The sequence below is a fragment of the Candidatus Dormiibacterota bacterium genome (assembly GCA_036495095.1).
Classification (GTDB): domain Bacteria; phylum Chloroflexota; class Dormibacteria; order Aeolococcales; family Aeolococcaceae; genus CF-96.
This window is the reverse complement of sequence record DASXNK010000118.1, coordinates 1-14,636: the sequence shown is the minus strand read 5'-3', so window position 1 is coordinate 14,636 and position 14,636 is coordinate 1. Positions and strand designations below refer to the sequence as shown.

Annotated in this window: 10 protein-coding genes; 1 reads left to right on the top strand and 9 read right to left on the bottom strand. The window is 74.2% G+C overall.

Annotated elements, in window-relative coordinates:
• Positions 1-9: 9 nt before the first annotated feature.
• The 7 genes from VGL20_12900 to VGL20_12870 form a co-directional block, all read right to left on the bottom strand.
• A complete protein-coding gene (locus tag VGL20_12900) occupies positions 10-2,499 on the bottom strand; it encodes an EAL domain-containing protein (protein ID HEY2704581.1) in 2,490 nt (829 codons plus the stop codon).
• A 92-nt stretch (positions 2,500-2,591) separates the two neighbouring features.
• Positions 2,592-4,388: a S8 family serine peptidase gene (locus VGL20_12895; GenBank protein HEY2704580.1), complete on the bottom strand. Its 1,797-nt coding sequence runs from the start codon at positions 4,386-4,388 to the stop codon at positions 2,592-2,594.
• 125 nt (positions 4,389-4,513) lie between these two features.
• Positions 4,514-5,638: a CpaF family protein gene (locus tag VGL20_12890; protein ID HEY2704579.1), complete on the bottom strand. Its 1,125-nt coding sequence runs from the start codon at positions 5,636-5,638 to the stop codon at positions 4,514-4,516.
• Positions 5,639-5,877: 239 nt separating this feature from the next.
• Entirely contained in the window at positions 5,878-6,345 is a 468-nt protein-coding gene (locus tag VGL20_12885) for a hypothetical protein (GenBank protein ID HEY2704578.1), read from the bottom strand.
• 20 nt (positions 6,346-6,365) lie between these two features.
• A complete protein-coding gene (locus VGL20_12880; protein ID HEY2704577.1) occupies positions 6,366-10,067 on the bottom strand; it encodes an amino acid permease in 3,702 nt (1,233 codons plus the stop codon).
• 128 nt (positions 10,068-10,195) lie between these two features.
• A complete protein-coding gene (locus VGL20_12875; protein ID HEY2704576.1) occupies positions 10,196-11,713 on the bottom strand; it encodes a UDP-N-acetylmuramoyl-L-alanyl-D-glutamate--2,6-diaminopimelate ligase in 1,518 nt (505 codons plus the stop codon).
• Between the two features lie 22 nt (positions 11,714-11,735).
• Positions 11,736-11,876 carry a hypothetical protein gene (locus VGL20_12870; protein ID HEY2704575.1) on the bottom strand — a complete coding sequence of 47 codons (141 nt, stop codon included), beginning with the start codon at positions 11,874-11,876 and terminating at the stop codon, positions 11,736-11,738.
• A 355-nt stretch (positions 11,877-12,231) separates the two neighbouring features.
• Here VGL20_12870 and moeB point away from each other — a divergent pair, with 355 nt between their 5' ends.
• Positions 12,232-13,428 (top strand): molybdopterin-synthase adenylyltransferase MoeB, encoded by a 1,197-nt coding sequence (gene moeB, locus VGL20_12865; protein ID HEY2704574.1) that lies wholly within the window; start codon positions 12,232-12,234, stop codon positions 13,426-13,428.
• Positions 13,429-13,435: 7 nt separating this feature from the next.
• Here moeB and VGL20_12860 read toward each other — a convergent pair whose 3' ends face one another.
• Both VGL20_12860 and VGL20_12855 read right to left on the bottom strand, forming a co-directional pair.
• Positions 13,436-14,170 (bottom strand): alpha/beta fold hydrolase, encoded by a 735-nt coding sequence (locus VGL20_12860; protein ID HEY2704573.1) that lies wholly within the window; start codon positions 14,168-14,170, stop codon positions 13,436-13,438.
• Between the two features lie 47 nt (positions 14,171-14,217).
• The coding region (locus VGL20_12855; GenBank protein HEY2704572.1) for a C-terminal helicase domain-containing protein at positions 14,218-14,636 on the bottom strand (419 nt) is incomplete at its 5' end.

The following is a 14,636-nucleotide window of genomic DNA, read 5'->3' as shown; positions in this document are numbered from 1 at the left end:
GGCCGGTGCTCAGCCGGTGCCGGCGATCGTGAGCGTCTGCCGGAGTGGCCGGCCGGTCACCAGCAGGTCGGCGATGCCGCCGCTGCTCATCGGCCGTCCCAGCAGGTAGCCCTGGCCGAGGCCGCACTGCAGCCCCTGGAGGAGCTGCACCTGCTCGGGGTGCTCGATGCCCTCGGCGATCATGTCGAGGCCGAGGCTCTGGCCCAGGCGCACGATGGCGGTGACGAAGGCGCGGTCGCTGGCGCCGTCGCCGAGCGAGTCGACGAAGGGCTTGGCGATCTTGAGGATGTCGACGGGAAGGTCGCGCAGGCAGCTCAGCGACGAGTAGCCGGTGCCGAAATCGTCGATGGCGACGCGCACGCCGAGGGCGCGCAGCTGTCCCAGCGCCCGGCGGGTGTTGGGGTCGTCGCCCACCATGACCCGCTCGGTGATCTCGAGGATCAGCAGGGCGGGATCCAGCCCGCAGCGGTGGAGCAGCAGCGCCACCTCGGTGGCGAACTCCGGCTGCTGCAGCTGCCGCGCCGAGATGTTGACGCTCATCGCGAGGCCGGGGACCAGGCGCTGCCACACCGCCGCCTGCTCGCACGACTGCTCGAGCACGTGCCGGCCGAGCTGGAGGATGAGGCCGCTCTCCTCGGCGATCGGGATGAACTCGTCGGGGCTGATCAACCCGCGGGTGGGGTGCTCCCAGAGCACCAGCGCCTCGACCCCGACCATCCGGCCGCCGGCGAGGTCGACGATCGGCTGGTAGTGGACGAACACGTGGCCGCGGTCGACGGCGCGCTGGAGGAAGAGCTTGAGCAGGTGCCGCTCCTGGACCGCCGCCTGCATGCCCGGCTCGAAGAGCTCCCAGCACCCCTTGCCGCGCGCCTTGGCCCGGTACATCGCGACGTCGGCGCGGCTGAGCAGCACGTCGGCGTTCTCGGCCACCCCGGTGGCGATCACGATGCCGGCGCTGGCGTGGATCCGCATCACCGTGCCGTCGAGGACGAAGGGCTCGCGGAGGGCGTCGACAACGCGGTCGGCGACCTCGGCGACCGGGGCCGGGCCCTCCAGGTCCTCCAGGACCACCGCGAACTCGTCTCCGCCCAGCCGGGCGATGGTGTCGGTGGGGCGCAGCACGCTGCGCAGCCGGTCGGCGACGGCGACGAGGAGCCGGTCGCCGCTGGTGTGGCCGAGGCTGTCGTTCACGGTCTTGAAGTCGTCGAGGTCGATGAGCAGCACCGCGGGGCCGGCCGCGCCGAGGGCGAGGCGGCGCAGGGCCTCGTCGAGCCGCACCGCCAGGAGCGCCCGGTTGCCGAGGCCGGTGAGCGGGTCGTGGAAGGCGAGCTGCTGGAGCTCGGCCTCGAGCCTCCCGTTGTTGAGGGAGACGCCCACCTGGCCGGCGAACGCCTCGAGCAGGGCCAGGTCGTCGGCGCCGAAGGTGGCGACGTCCCCCCGCCGGTTGGCCACCAGCAGGGTGCCGTAGACGCCGCTGGTGCCGGCGATGGTCACCGCCACCGCGTCGCGCATCCCCTCGGCCGCCATCCGCCCCGAGATCGAGGCGGCGCCCCTCCCCCGGGGCACCAGCCGCCCCGCGGAGGCGGCGACCTCGGTGGCGACGCCGTCCGGCCTCCAGGGCGCCTCCCGCAGCTCGGCGACGTCGCCCGGGCCCAGGCTGAAGCGCAGCGCGGTCCCGAGCGAGTCCCCGGGCAGCAGGGTCAGCTGGGCGATGTCGGCGTGGAGCATCTCCCGGGCGCGGCGCAGCAGCGTGGTCACGGTGGCGTCGAAGCCGCGGGCGTGATGGAAGGCGTGGCTCGACTCGTAGAGCAGCCGGAGATGGTCGTGGCGCTGGCGCTCGCGGACGTAGGCGCGGTAGGCGAGCACCAGGGCGGCGATCGGGACCACCAGCAGGATGGCGGTGGTGGGGTCGCGCTCCACCAGCCGCATCCCCGACAGGCCGACCGCGGTGTCGACCAGGGTGGCGGGGACGACCAGGCCGAGCAGCCGGGGGAGCCGGCGCACCTGCCCCGCCGCCCCGGTGAGCGCCATCGCTGCGGTGATCCAGGTGCAGCCGATCAGGGCCTGGCTGAGGGTCGCGGCCATCGCCGCCGCCCAGCCGCGCGCGGAGAGCGGGTCGGCGGTGCCCAGGCAGGCGCGGAACACGATGACGGCGACCGAGGTGTAGAGGGCCACCAGCGCGACGTTGTAGAGGAGCTTGACCGGGGGCTGGCGGCGGTGCACCGCCAGCGCGATCCCCGACCCCACCACCCGGGCGGCGACCACCCCCCAGGGCGCGCAGAGCAGCATCCCGGCGATCAGGGGCAGCTCGTCGAGCACCTGGGTGTAGGCGTCGCGGCGGAAGTGGAGGTGGACGACGAAGGTCTCGGCGAGGGCGAAGCCCACCGCCAGGAGCCACCAGGGGAGCGCGTACGGGGCGCGCAGCTGGGGGAGGTCGCGCGCCACCAGGCCGGTGAGCAGCGCCGCCCCGGCGGCGGTGGCGACCGTGACCGACCACACCAGGGCGTGCGGGCGCCCGCCCCGTGGGGGGGCGGGCGCCGCGGCTGGCGGTCGGGTGTCCATGGCCGGTGGCGGGTTCGCGGAGCCGGGGCTCAGGACCAGCCGGCCGACGACCAGGTGCCGCCGGACCAGGTGCCTCCGGACCAGGTGCCGCCCGACCAGGTGCCGCCGGACCAGGTGCCACCCGACCAGGTGCCGCCCGACCAGGTGCCGCCCGACCAGGTGCCGCCGGACCAGGTGCCGCCCGACCACGGCTCTCCCGCGAACGAGTTCCCCGTCCAGGTGGCGCCCGCCCACTGGGCGCCGATCCAGCCGCTCCCGGTCCAGACCGCGCCGTTGAACACTCCGCCGATCCAGGCGGCGCCGTTGTGGAGGAGCGACGCGAGCTGGCAGGCCAGCACCGGGTTGCCCATGATGTCGGTCTCGCCCTGGAGGGTGACCCCGTTGTCGGTGAGGTGCACCGTCCCGCGGGCACCCTCGATCGAGCCGCAGCCGGTGCCCGGCAGGTACAGCTGGATCGCCAGCAGCGGCGGGATCGCGGTGAGCGCGCCGCGCAGGTTGAGCTCACCCGAGCCCTGGAGGCTCCGCGGCTGCCCCGCCAGCGGGGTCGCCGTCGAGGTGAGCAGCGACTTCACCTGGTCGTTGCTGAGGTAGGGGTGCTGCTGGAGGAGCAGAGCCGCCGCGCCGGCGACGATCGCCGAGGCCTGCGAGGTGCCGCTGCCGCGGAAGAAGCGCGAGCTGATCAGCCCGCCCGGGTACATCGCGTCGACCAGCGAGCCGGGGTTGCGGAGGCTCTGCAGGTGGACGCCGGGGGCGACCAGGTCGGGGTTGCGGCTGCCGTCGCCGCTCTGCGAGAAGCTCGCCACGGTGTCGTCGGCGAGGCTGGTGGTCGCCATGGTGTCGGCGGCGCCGACGGCGATGACGTAGGGGTCGAAGGCGGGGTCGAAGAGCTGGGCGCGCTGGCCGGCGTTGCCCGCGGAGGCGGTGACGACCAGGCCGGCGTGCCAGGCCGCCTCGGTGGCGAAGGCGAGCGGGTCGAGCAGGTACGACTGGACGCTGTCGGTGCTGAAGGACATGTCCAGCACCCGGATGTTCATCCCCGGGTCGTGGCTGTGCTGGACCACCCAGTCGATGCCCGCGAGCACCTGGGTGACGTCGGTGAGGCCGGAGCTGTCGGCGACCTTGACGCTGACGATGCGGGCGTCCGGCGCCATCCCGATGAAATCGGTGCTGTCGCCGGCGTAGTGGCCGGCGGCGGCGGCGTCGTCACGGCCGCCGATCAGGCCGGCGAGGTGGGTGCCGTGGCCGAAGCCGTCGAGGCCGCGGCGGGTGGGCTGCTGCGACTCGGGGGAGAGGTCCGGACCGTACAGGACCTTCCCCGGTGCGGTGAGGCCGTTCACCGGCACCACGCCGCTGTCGATGATCGCGACGTCGATGCCGCGCCCGGTGTAGCCGGCCTGCCAGAAGGACTGGGCGCCGGTCATCAGGGTGGTGTTGTAGACCGACCCGGTGTCACCGGCGGGGCTGTAGCCGGAGGGGTCGCTCTGCAGGTGCACCGCGCCGTTCGGCGTCACCCGGAGCACCGCCGGGTCGGCGGTGAGCGCGGCCACCCCGGCGACGGGCACGGTGGCGGCGGCCCCGTCGATGATCGCGAGCTCGTGGGTGACGCGTCCCCCGGCACGGGCGATGGCGGCGTCGACGGCGGCGGCGCCGCCGGGCTGTCCGCGGACGATGAGCGAGACCGAGCCTCCGGGGGTGGCGGCGGCGGCCGCCGCCGGAGCCGTCGCCGCGGCGGCGGCGAGCGTGGCCAGTGCGGCAAGAGCCGCGCCGATCGCCCGTGACCGGGCGCTGGGAGACTGCGTGTGGTCGATCGATCGCGGAATCGTCATCGTCAGGCGAGTATCGGTGGGGTCGGGGTCGCGGGCGGTGAAGACCCTGTGAAGACTCGTGAGGCGGGAGGAGGTGCGCCCGGGCGGTGGCGACGAGCCACCGCCCGGGCCATGCCGGGTCGGCGTCAGGCGACCGCCAGGCGGGCGTCCGGGTAGAGCCGGGCCAGGCCCGCCGGGATCAGGTGGCGCACCGCCACCATCGCGTCCAGGGAGCGGGGACGCACCCGCGTGGGCAGCAGCCGCATGGCGGTCGCGCCGCCGGGGTCCTCGGCCTGCATCGCGAAGACGTCCTGCATGGTCACGACGTCGCCCTCGCGCCCGACGATCTCGGAGATCTGCATCACCCGGCGCCGGCCGTCGGCGTCGCGGTCGAGGTGCACGACGACGTGGAGGGCACTGCCGATCTGGTCGCGCACCGCCCGGTGCGGGACCTCGACCCCGGCCATGAGGCTCAGCGTCTCCAGCCGCTGGAGGGCGTCCCGCGGGCTGTTGGCGTGGATGGTCGACATCGAGCCCTCGTGGCCGGTGTTCATCGCCTGGAGCATGTCGAGCGCCTCGCCGCCGCGGCACTCGCCGACCACGATGCGGTCGGGCCGCATCCTCATGCTGTTGCGCAGGAGGTCGCGGGTGGTGATCTCGTGGGCTCCGCCGGCGTCGGCCGGCCGGGTCTCGAGCCGGATCCAGTGAGGCTGGTGGAGCTGGAGCTCGGCGGTGTCCTCGATGGTGATGATCCGCTCCACGCTCGGGATGAAGCTGCCGAGCAGGTTGAGCAGCGTGGTCTTCCCCGCCCCGCTGCGCCCGCTGATGAGGATGTTGCGCCGGCTGACGACGCACCCCGTGAGGAAGTCGAGCGCCGGCCGGGACACGCTGCCGCTGCCGACCAGGTCCTCGGCGGTCACCGCCTCCAGGCTGAAGCGCCGGATCGTCATCACCGGCCCGCAGAGGCTGAGCGGGGGCAGGATCGCGTTGACCCTCGACCCGTCGGGAAGGCGGGCGTCGAGCATCGGCTCCTCGCGGGAGATGCGGCGTCCGACGTACACCGCGATCTGCCGGATCAGCGACGTCAGCGAGGCCTCGTCCGGGAACTGCGCGTCGGTGAGAAGCAGGTGGCCACCCTGCTCGACCCAGATGTCGCGGTGGCCGTTGACCATGATCTCGGTGATGGCGGGATCGCTCATGATCCCCGAGAGGGGGCCGTAGTCGATGGAGGTGGCGACCTCCACGGTGGCGAGGGCGGTGAGCATGGACATTGGGGACAGCACTCCAGGAGACGCCCGGAGAGATGCTGCGGGCCCGGGCCTGCGGTAGCGTCCCCGAGCGGCGTCAGGCGGTCAACGTATGTCTGTGAAGCGATGTGAAACGCGGTCCCGCGCCTTGACAACTCTCGACAGAACTTCGTTGGCGGGCGGTCGAGTCCGGGTCATCCTGAGGGTGTTGGCAGCGCTGTGACGACCACCGGCTCCCCGCTGAGGCGCGGGGGCGCTCCGCGCTACGAGCGGGGCGTCTCCGCCATCGCGGCCTGCTGGCCGAGGGTCGCCCAGAGGTCGCGGCGCACCAGGCGCCAGCGCTCCGGCTCGGTGTCCTCGCGCTCGGCGATGTAGACCGCGGCCTCGCGGCTGTATCGGATCACCAGGCGGCCGTCACCGGTTTCCTCGACGACGTCCCACGCCCACTCGTTGACGGTGACCCTGGGGGTGGCGCCGGGGCGGTCCTTCAGGGTGTGCAGCTCGCAGCCGGTGGCGGTGCCGGTCTCGACGAGGCTGTACCAGGGCTGGCCGTACGAGCGCGGCGGCGGCACCCGCAGCGGCGTCTTGCCGGAGAGCAGGCGGGGCAGCAGCGCGCTGTGGCCGATGGCGTCGACCAGCTCGGCATAGCTGGTGGGTGCGGGCAGGCCGCTGCGTTCGCGGATCCGCAGCCAGCGGACCACGCTGTCGACGGCGCGACGTTCTTCCCGCATGGGGACATGGTCGCCCGGGGTCAGGCCGCCGGCGGCGTCGAACCGGTGACGGTGTCGCTCCCGGCCGGAAGCGGCGTGATGACGCCGGCGCGCCCGTCCGTGATCCCGGGCGCGGACATCTGTGACATCCGGGCACCGATCAGCCGGGCGAAGAGGCGCATCGCCACCATCACGTTGGCGTTGGGCTCCAGGCGTCGCTGGCTGGCGGCGCACAGGCTGCCGAGCACGCGGTCGTGGGTGCCCATCACCGGCACGCTGAGCGCCACCCGCACCCCCATCGCCTCCGCCAGCCCCCCGCGCGGCTCCGTGGCGACGCCGTCGCGGTGCGGCCGGCGCCGGACCAGGGGGTCGTCGGCGGAGATGACCAGCCCCTCGACGATGCGCAGCCCGCCGCCGTTGTGGGCGTGGCGCACGCGCAGCGCGCGCTCCCGGGGCAATGGCTCGGCGAAGAAGGTGGACTCCATCCCGGTCAGCCGCTCCAGCTCGCCGAGCAGGGCGCGGCAGAGCGGCTCGACCGCGGGCTCGGAGCTGACCAGCTCGGAGACCGCCTCGATCGCCCGGCGGCTGGCCAGCCGGGCCGGCGACGGCGCCGCCGGCGCGGGCGGGGCCCAGAGCAGCCGCTCGAGCTCCGGCCCCGTCAGCGGATGGCTGAGCAGGTAGCCCTGGACGAGGTCGCAGCCGTGCTCCTCGAGGTACCCGAGCTGCTCGGCGGTCTCCACCCCCTCGGCGACCACCTCGAGCCCGAGGCCGTGCCCCATCGTGATCATCGCCGCCACCAGGGGTGCGTCGCCCCCCTCGGGTCCGATCCGCTCGACGAAGGACCGGTCGATCTTCAGGCGATCGACCGGGAACCGCTGCAGGGAGCTCAGCACCGAGTAGCCGGTGCCGAAGTCGTCGATGGCGACGTGGACGCCGAGGGCCCGCAGCTGCTCGAGGGCGGCCAGCGCCGCCTCCGGCTGGCGGACCGCCACGCTCTCGGTGAGCTCGATCTCCAGCGCCGACGCCGGCACCCCGCACTCGTGCAGGGCGCGCTCGATCCGGCCGGCCAGGCCGGGGTCGTCGAACTCGCGGCCGGAGAGGTTGACGGCGACCCGCAGCGGCGGCAGTCCCTGGGCGCTCCAGGCGGCGAGCTGCCGGCACACGGTGCGCACCGCCCAGTCGTCGACGTCGACGATCAGCCCCATCTCCTCGGCGAGGGGGATGAACGCGGCGGGCATCACCAGCCCGCGGGTGGGGTGCTCCCAGCGGATCAGCGCCTCGGCGCCGACGATGCGCCGGCTGGCGAGGTCGAGCTGGGGCTGGTAGACGAGGTGGAACTGGTCGCGGACGATCGCGGTGCGGAGGTCCTGCTCGAGCGCCAGCCGGTCCAGCGCCGCGGAGTGGAGGCTGCCCGAGAACACCGTGGAGCGGGCCTTCCCCTGCTCCTTGGCGGCGTACATGGCGACGTCGGCGTTGCGGAGCAGCTCCTCGGCGCCGATGCCGTCCTCGTCGGCGATGGCCACGCCGATGCTGGCGCGCACCACGATCTCACGGTCCTGGATGCGGAAGGGGCGGCGGAAGCTGTCGAGGATGCGCTCCGCGGCCCGGATCGCGTCGTCGCGGCCGGTCAGGTCCTCGAGCAGCATGGCGAACTCGTCGCCGCCGAGGCGGGCGGTGGTGTCGCCGGGACGCACCACGGTGCGCAGCCGGTCGGCCACCTCGACGAGCAGCCGGTCGCCGGCGGCGTGCCCGAGGCTGTCGTTCACCGTCTTGAAGTTGTCGAGGTCGAGGAGCAGCACCGCGACGTGGCCCTGCCGGCCGTCGAGGCGGCGCACCGCGCGCCCGGCCCGGTCGCCGAAGAGCGAGCGGTTGGGGAGATTGGTCAGCGGGTCGTGGAAGGCGAGCTGCTCGAGGTGGTCGCGGTGGCGCTGGAGCTGGTCGCGGGCGGCGTCGAGGGCCACGGTGGCCCGCGACACCTCGGACAGCATGGTGTTGAAGCTGGTCGCCAGGGCCCCGATCTCGTCGCGGTTGTGGACCACCAGCGGCTCGACGTCGAGGGTGGCGCGGGCCCGGCTGAGCTCGCCCGCGCCGAGTGCCTCCATCGCCAGGGTGAACTCGGCCAGGGTGCCGGTGGCGAGGCGCTCGGCGCCGCGTGCCACCTGGCCGACGGCGTGGCCGATCATCCCCGGCAGCACCAGCCCGACGGTGATGGTGAGCAGGGCGACGCAGACGAAGATGTCCTCGCAGACGGCGACCAGGGCGGCGTCCCCCCGGCTGAGGTTCTCCACCGCGAGCAGGTAGCCGGCGCCGTCGAGGGCGAGCACGGCGAGCATCGCGCCGGTGAGCTTCACGTGCATGCTGCGGACCGCTCGACGCCCCCCCGGGGAACGGTCGCGCCAGCGCCGCCAGGCGTAGAGGAGCGAGCCCGAGTAGGCGAAGGCGATCCCGAAGAGGACGGTGGGCAGGCCGAACTGCTGGAAGCCGAGCACCGCCGACGCGCCCCAGATGGCGGCGGCCACCACGCCGGCGGCGATCGTTCCCCGCGGCGCCCGGAAGGGGCGCTCCCGCTCCGGGGCGTCGCGGCGGAGCAGCCAGACGGCGACGTTGGGCAGGCCGATGCCGATCAGGTAGGTGAAGTTGGCGGCGGCGATCAGCCAGGTGGGATCGCCGGCGAGCAGGAACGCGATCGCGAACCCGGCGGTGAGCAGGGTGGCCACCCAGGGGCAGTCGGTGCGCGACCGGCGCGCCAGCAGCCGGGGCAGCAGCCCGTCCTCGGAGAGCTGGGACAGCGTCCGCGACGCCCCGGCGAGGGGCTGGAGGGTGCCGTGGAACATGTTGAACACCATGAACCAGATCGCCGCCGCCTTCGCCCCGCCGCCGAGCAGGGGGGCGAAGGTGGGCCCGAGGGTCGAGGCCAGGTCGCCCTCGAGGGCGTGGTTGCCGAAGACCCCCAGCCAGACCACGGGGAGGGCGATGAAGTACAGGCTCGACATCCCGGCGCTGGCGAACATCGCCCGTGGCAGGCTGCGCAGCGGGTTGCGCATCTCGCCGACGTGGCACGCGGCCGCCTCGAAGGCGGGGGCGGCGAAGCCGATCAGGTACAGCCCCGCCATCGCGCTGGTCAGCGCCCCGAACCAGCCGCTGAAGGGGCTGACCAGGTGGAAGCTGCTCGCCCGCCGCCAGTCGACGTGCCCGGTGAGCGCCGGCACCACCGCGGACAGGAAGGCGAGCATGGCCGAGGCGAGGGCGACCGGGATGGCGAGGCGGGTGACCCAGCGCACCCCGCAGAGGTTGACCACGGTGAAGATCGCGACGATGGCCACCGCCATCACCTCGACGGGCACCCCGGGCAGGTACCACTGGTGCAGCGCCGACGCCGAGAGCAGGGCGGTGAGCCCGCAGGTCGGGATCCAGCCCCACCAGTAGCAGACGCCGGTGAGGTTGGCGAGCACCGGGCTGTAGGGGCGGAAGGCCTCGGCGCAGGTGGCGGCGATGCCGCCCACCCGGTTGGGCCACATCAGCACCAGCTCGACCCAGCCCGGGGTCGCCGCCCAGCTGAGCAGCAGGCCGACGATCAGCAGGGGGATGGCGGCGCTGCCCTGGGCGGCGATCACCGCCCCGACGATGAAGATGCTCTGGTTGCTGCCGCCCATCGCCAGCGAGGTGACGCCCAGCCACCCGAGGGTGCGCGGGTGGTCGGTCTCGACGGCTCGCTCGCCGCCGAGGGTGGCGTTCTCCGCCATCTGCGACCACACCTCCCAGGACTGGCCGGAATCGCCGGCGTACGGGCCGGAGTCTGGAGCGGGTCGGGCTCGGTCACGGTGAAGGAGCCGTAAACCGATGTGAGGAAGGGTCCCGGTTCTGACCGGTGTCAGGGTTGGCGGTGGCGGTCGAGCCAGCGCCGGACCGCCTGCTCCGCGACCGCCCGCTCGTCCCAGGGCACGCTCCCCGCGGCGGTGAGGATGCAGCTCTCGTGCCCCTTCCCGGCGAGCAGCACGGTGTCGCCGGGGGTCGCATGGGCGACGGCGTGGGCGACGGCGCCGGCCCGGTCGGGGATCAGGAAGAGGTCGGCCTGGTCGCGCATCCCGGCGGCGCGGGCTCCCGCGGCGATGTCCTCGAGGATCCGGTCGCGGTCCTCGCCGCGCGGGTCCTCGTCGGTGAGCACCACCGCGTGGGCGAGCCGGGCCGCGACCTCGCCCATCGCCGGCCGCTTCTCGGCGTCGCGCTCGCCCGCCGAGCCGAACACCGCCCAGAGCCGGCCCCGGGTGGCCGCCCGGAGCTCGCCGAGCACGGTGCCCAGCGCCGCGGCGGTGTGGGCGTAGTCGATCACCACCCCGAAGGGCTGGCCGAGGTCGACCCGCTCCATCCGGCCGCCGACCCGCTCCAGCAGCTCCAGGCCGGTGGCGGCCTCCTCGAGCCGGGCGCCGGTGGCGCAGGCGGTGCCGAGCGCGGCGAGGGCGTTGGCGGCGTTGAAGCGCCCCGCCAGGCGCAGCCGCACCTCGACGTCGCCCCACGGGGTCTCGGCGGCCAGCCGCACCCCCTCGGGGCCGGCGTCGACCCGGGTGGCACGGAGGTCGGCGGCGGGGTCGCCGGCGGCGCTGTAGGTGAGCCGGCGGGCGACGGCGGTGGAGTCCAGCCGGGGGAAGCCGAAGCCGTCGTCGCGGTCGAGGACGAGCAGGCCACCGGCCCGCGCCGTCACCCGGGTGGCGAGCCGCGCCTTGGCCTCGAGGTAGGCCTCCCGGCTGCCGTGGAAGTCGAGGTGCTCGCTGGTGATCCGGGTGTAGACGGCGGCGTCGAAGTCGACCTCGTCCACCCGGTTGAGCTCGAGCGCGTGGCTGGAGGTCTCCAGGGCGACGTGGGTGCAGCCCGCCTCGAGCAGCCCGGCGAACCGCGGCTGGAGGTCGGCCGACTCCAGGGTGGTCTGGCGGGAGGTGTTGGCCTCGACCCGGTCGACGGTGCGGAAGTCGAGGGTGCTCAGCGCCGCGGCGGCGATCCCGGCGCCGCGCCAGGCGGCGTGGAGCATGGTCACGGTGGTGGTCTTGCCGTCGGTGCCGGTGATGCCGGCGACGGTCAGCCGCCGCGACGGGTCGCCGCAGAGACGGGCGGCGAGCGGGGCCAGGGCGGCGCGGCTGTCCGCCACCAGCACCAGCGGGGTCGCCGGGGGCAGCGCCGGGTCCGGAGGACGCTCGGCGACCACCGCCGCCGCCCCCCGGCGCACCGCGTCGAGGGCGTGGGCGTGGCCGTCGGTGCGGGTGCCGGCGATGGCGACGAAGAGCGTCCCCGGCCCCGCCGCCCGGGAGTCGTAGACGGCGCTCTCGATCACCGGGTCGGCCATCCCCGGGGGGGCCTCCAGCCCGGCGGCGGCGAGCAGCGCGGTCAGGGTGAGCACGCCGGGCAGGGTAGCGGCGCGCCTACCGGACCAGCAGGCCGACCAGGATCAGCCCGCCGATGAGGACGATCACCAGGCTGCTGCAGCAGAACAGCTCGAACCAGCCCTGGGGGCTGGGACCGGGCACTTGCTCGGGGAGGGGGTCGTCGAGCGGCGGGCTCATGCCCCCACGGTACGGGTGCGGGCCGGCCGGCGCCCCCGCCGGCGGCCCGCAGCGGCGTCTCCCGGCTCTCCGGGGGACGCGTTGGAAGGGGAGGAAGGCGCGGGCGCCGCGGCCGGGACCTCCGTCGCGTGTCACCCGGAGGCGACATTTTCCCTCTCTCTGCGACGAGGTGCAGTCTCGAAGCACTCCCGGCACTTCGAGGAACCGGCCGACGCCGCGCCCAGCGCCTGACCAAGAGAACGGTGCCGCGGCCGGGTTCCTTGCGCTTCGAGGCGATTGGCGCTGGTTTGATCTCCCGCAGGAGATGGTAGGGTCATTGTTGACCTTTCCGATCCAGAAGCTGAGGCGACACCCGATGGCCACTTCCTCCCGCGACCTGCTCGCCGCCGCCAGGGCGGTGGTGCCCGAGGTCACCGTCGACGAGGTGCACGGGCGACCCCGGGACCCGCGGCGGGTGCTCCTCGACGTCCGGGAGCGGTACGAGTTCGAGGAGGGCCATCTCGCCGGGGCCGTCCACCTCAGCAAGGGCTTCCTCGAGACCCAGATCGAGGACAGGGTCGCCGACCGGTCGACGCCGATCACCCTCTACTGCGCCGGCGGGGTGCGCTCGCTGCTCGCCGCCCGCGCCCTCCGCGAGCTCGGCTACGAGGACGTCGAGTCGATGGCCGGTGGCTACGGTGCCTGGAAGGCGAAGGGCTACGACTTCGTCATCCCCCGGACCCTGACCGCCGAGCAGCGGCAGCGCTACAGCCGCCACCTGCTCGTCCCCGAGGTGGGCGAGGAGGGCCAGGCCAGGCTGCTCGACGCCAGGGTGCTGCTGATCGGCGCCGGCGGCCTGGGCTCGCCCGCCGCCCTCTACCTGGCCGCCGCCGGGGTGGGGACGCTGGGGCTGCTCGACTTCGACACCGTCGACGTCAGCAACCTGCAGCGCCAGATCATCCACACCCAGGACCGGGTGGGCATGGCCAAGACCGAGTCGGCGCGGATCGCCATCAACGCCCTCAACCCCGACGTGCGCGTGGTCGAGCACCGCGAGATGCTCACCTCGGAGAACGCCGTCCAGCTGTTCTCCCAGTACGACATCATCGTCAACGGCTGCGACAACTTCCCGACCCGCTACCTCGCCAACGACGCCGCGCTGTTCGCCCGCAAGCCGCTGGTCGACGGCGGGATCTTCCGCTTCGAGGGCCAGGTGACCACGGTGCTCCCCTTCGCGTCGCCCTGCTACCGCTGCCGCTACCCGGCGCCGCCGCCCCCGGAGGAGGCCCCCTCCTGCGCCGAGGCGGGGGTGCTCGGGGTGCTGCCCGGCATCGTCGGCGTGCTCCAGGCCACCGAGGTGGTGAAGCTGATCATCGGCGCCGGCGAGCCGCTCGCCGGCCGGCTGCTCCACGTCGACGCCCTCGACATGCGCTTCCGCGAGTTCCGGGTGCCGCGCGACCCGCAGTGCCCGGTCTGCGGCGAGAGCCCGACGATCACCGAGCCGATCGACTACGAGGGCTTCTGCCTCAACCCGAACCTGGCTCCGGCGGGAGCCGGCGCCGGGGCGCACTGAGCCGGGCTCAGCCGCCCGGCGGATAGGCCTCGGCGAGGAAATCGCTCAGCAGCGCGCCGAACTCGGCGGGCTGCTCGAGGTTCGAGAGGTGCCCGACGCCGGGCATCACCTCGAAGCGCGAGCCGGGGATCGTCGCCGCCATCGCGCGCATCTCCTCGACCGGGGTCACCGGGTCCTGGTCGCCGCAGACCACCAGGGTGGGCACCCGGATGGCGGCGACCAGCGCGCTGCTGTCCGGGCGCGCCGCCATCGCCTCCTGGCAGGAGGCCACCCCCTCCGGGGTGCAGCGGCGGATCCGGCCGCGCACCGGGTCGGCGACGTGCGCCTCCTCGCGGCCGCGGGGGCTCAGCAGCTTCAGCAGCATCGGCTCGACGATCGGCTCCACCCCGTCGGCGCGCACCCGGGCGGCCATCGCCAGCCGGTCGGCGCGGGCGGGCTCGGGGTCGGCCGCCGACCTGGTGTCGGCGAGCACCAGGGCGCCGACCCGGTGCGGGGCGAGGCGGAGCATGGCCATCGCGGTGTAGCCGCCCATCGAGAGGCCGACCACCGCGACCTCGCCGATCCCGCGGGCGTCGAGCCCGTCGAGCACCGCCGCGGCGACGGCGTCGAGGGTGAGCCCCGGCGGTGGCGCCGGCGAGGCGCCGCAGCCGAAGGCGTCGGGACGGAGGCAGCGCCAGCGGTCGCCCAGCACCGCCACCTGGTGGTCCCACTGCGAGCCGTCGAGAGGGAAGGCGTGGAGCAGGAGCAGCGCCCGGCCCTCGCCGGTGTCGTGGAGGTGGGGTGCCCCGGTCAGGCGCTGGCGACTTGGTCGGCGACGACGGGGAAGTCGACGTCGAGCGAGGCACGCTCGATCCGCGTCCGCGCCATCCGCTCGACGTCGCGGAGCCGGAGGATCTCGCTCGGGGTGATGAGGGTCACCGCCACGCCCTTCCGTCCCGCCCGGCCGGTGCGGCCGACCCGGTGGAGGTAGTCCTCGGGGGTCAGCGGGACGTCGAAGTTGATGACGTGGGAGATGTCGTCGATGTCGAGGCCGCGGGCGGCGATGTTGGTGGCGATCAGCGAGCGGGTGTGCGCGTCCTTGAACTGCTGCATCGCCCGGTCGCGGTCCTTCTGGGAGAGGTCGCCGTGGAGCAGCCCGGGGTTGTACCCGCGCGAGCGCAGCTGGATCTCCAGCATGTCGGCGTTGCGCTTGGTCTCGGTGAAGATCA

Bases quoted from the DNA above. Each gene is read 5' to 3' on its own strand.
- VGL20_12890 (HEY2704579.1), bottom strand. From the start codon at position 5,638: ATGTCCATGCTCACCGCCCTCGCCACCGTGGAGGTCGCCACCTCCATC.
- moeB (HEY2704574.1), top strand. From the start codon at position 12,232: ATGGCCACTTCCTCCCGCGACCTGCTCGCCGCCGCCAGGGCGGTGGTG.
- VGL20_12885 (HEY2704578.1), bottom strand. From the start codon at position 6,345: ATGCGGGAAGAACGTCGCGCCGTCGACAGCGTGGTCCGCTGGCTGCGG.
- VGL20_12880 (HEY2704577.1), bottom strand. From the start codon at position 10,067: ATGGCGGAGAACGCCACCCTCGGCGGCGAGCGAGCCGTCGAGACCGAC.
- VGL20_12870 (HEY2704575.1), bottom strand. From the start codon at position 11,876: ATGAGCCCGCCGCTCGACGACCCCCTCCCCGAGCAAGTGCCCGGTCCC.
- VGL20_12895 (HEY2704580.1), bottom strand. From the start codon at position 4,388: ATGACGATTCCGCGATCGATCGACCACACGCAGTCTCCCAGCGCCCGG.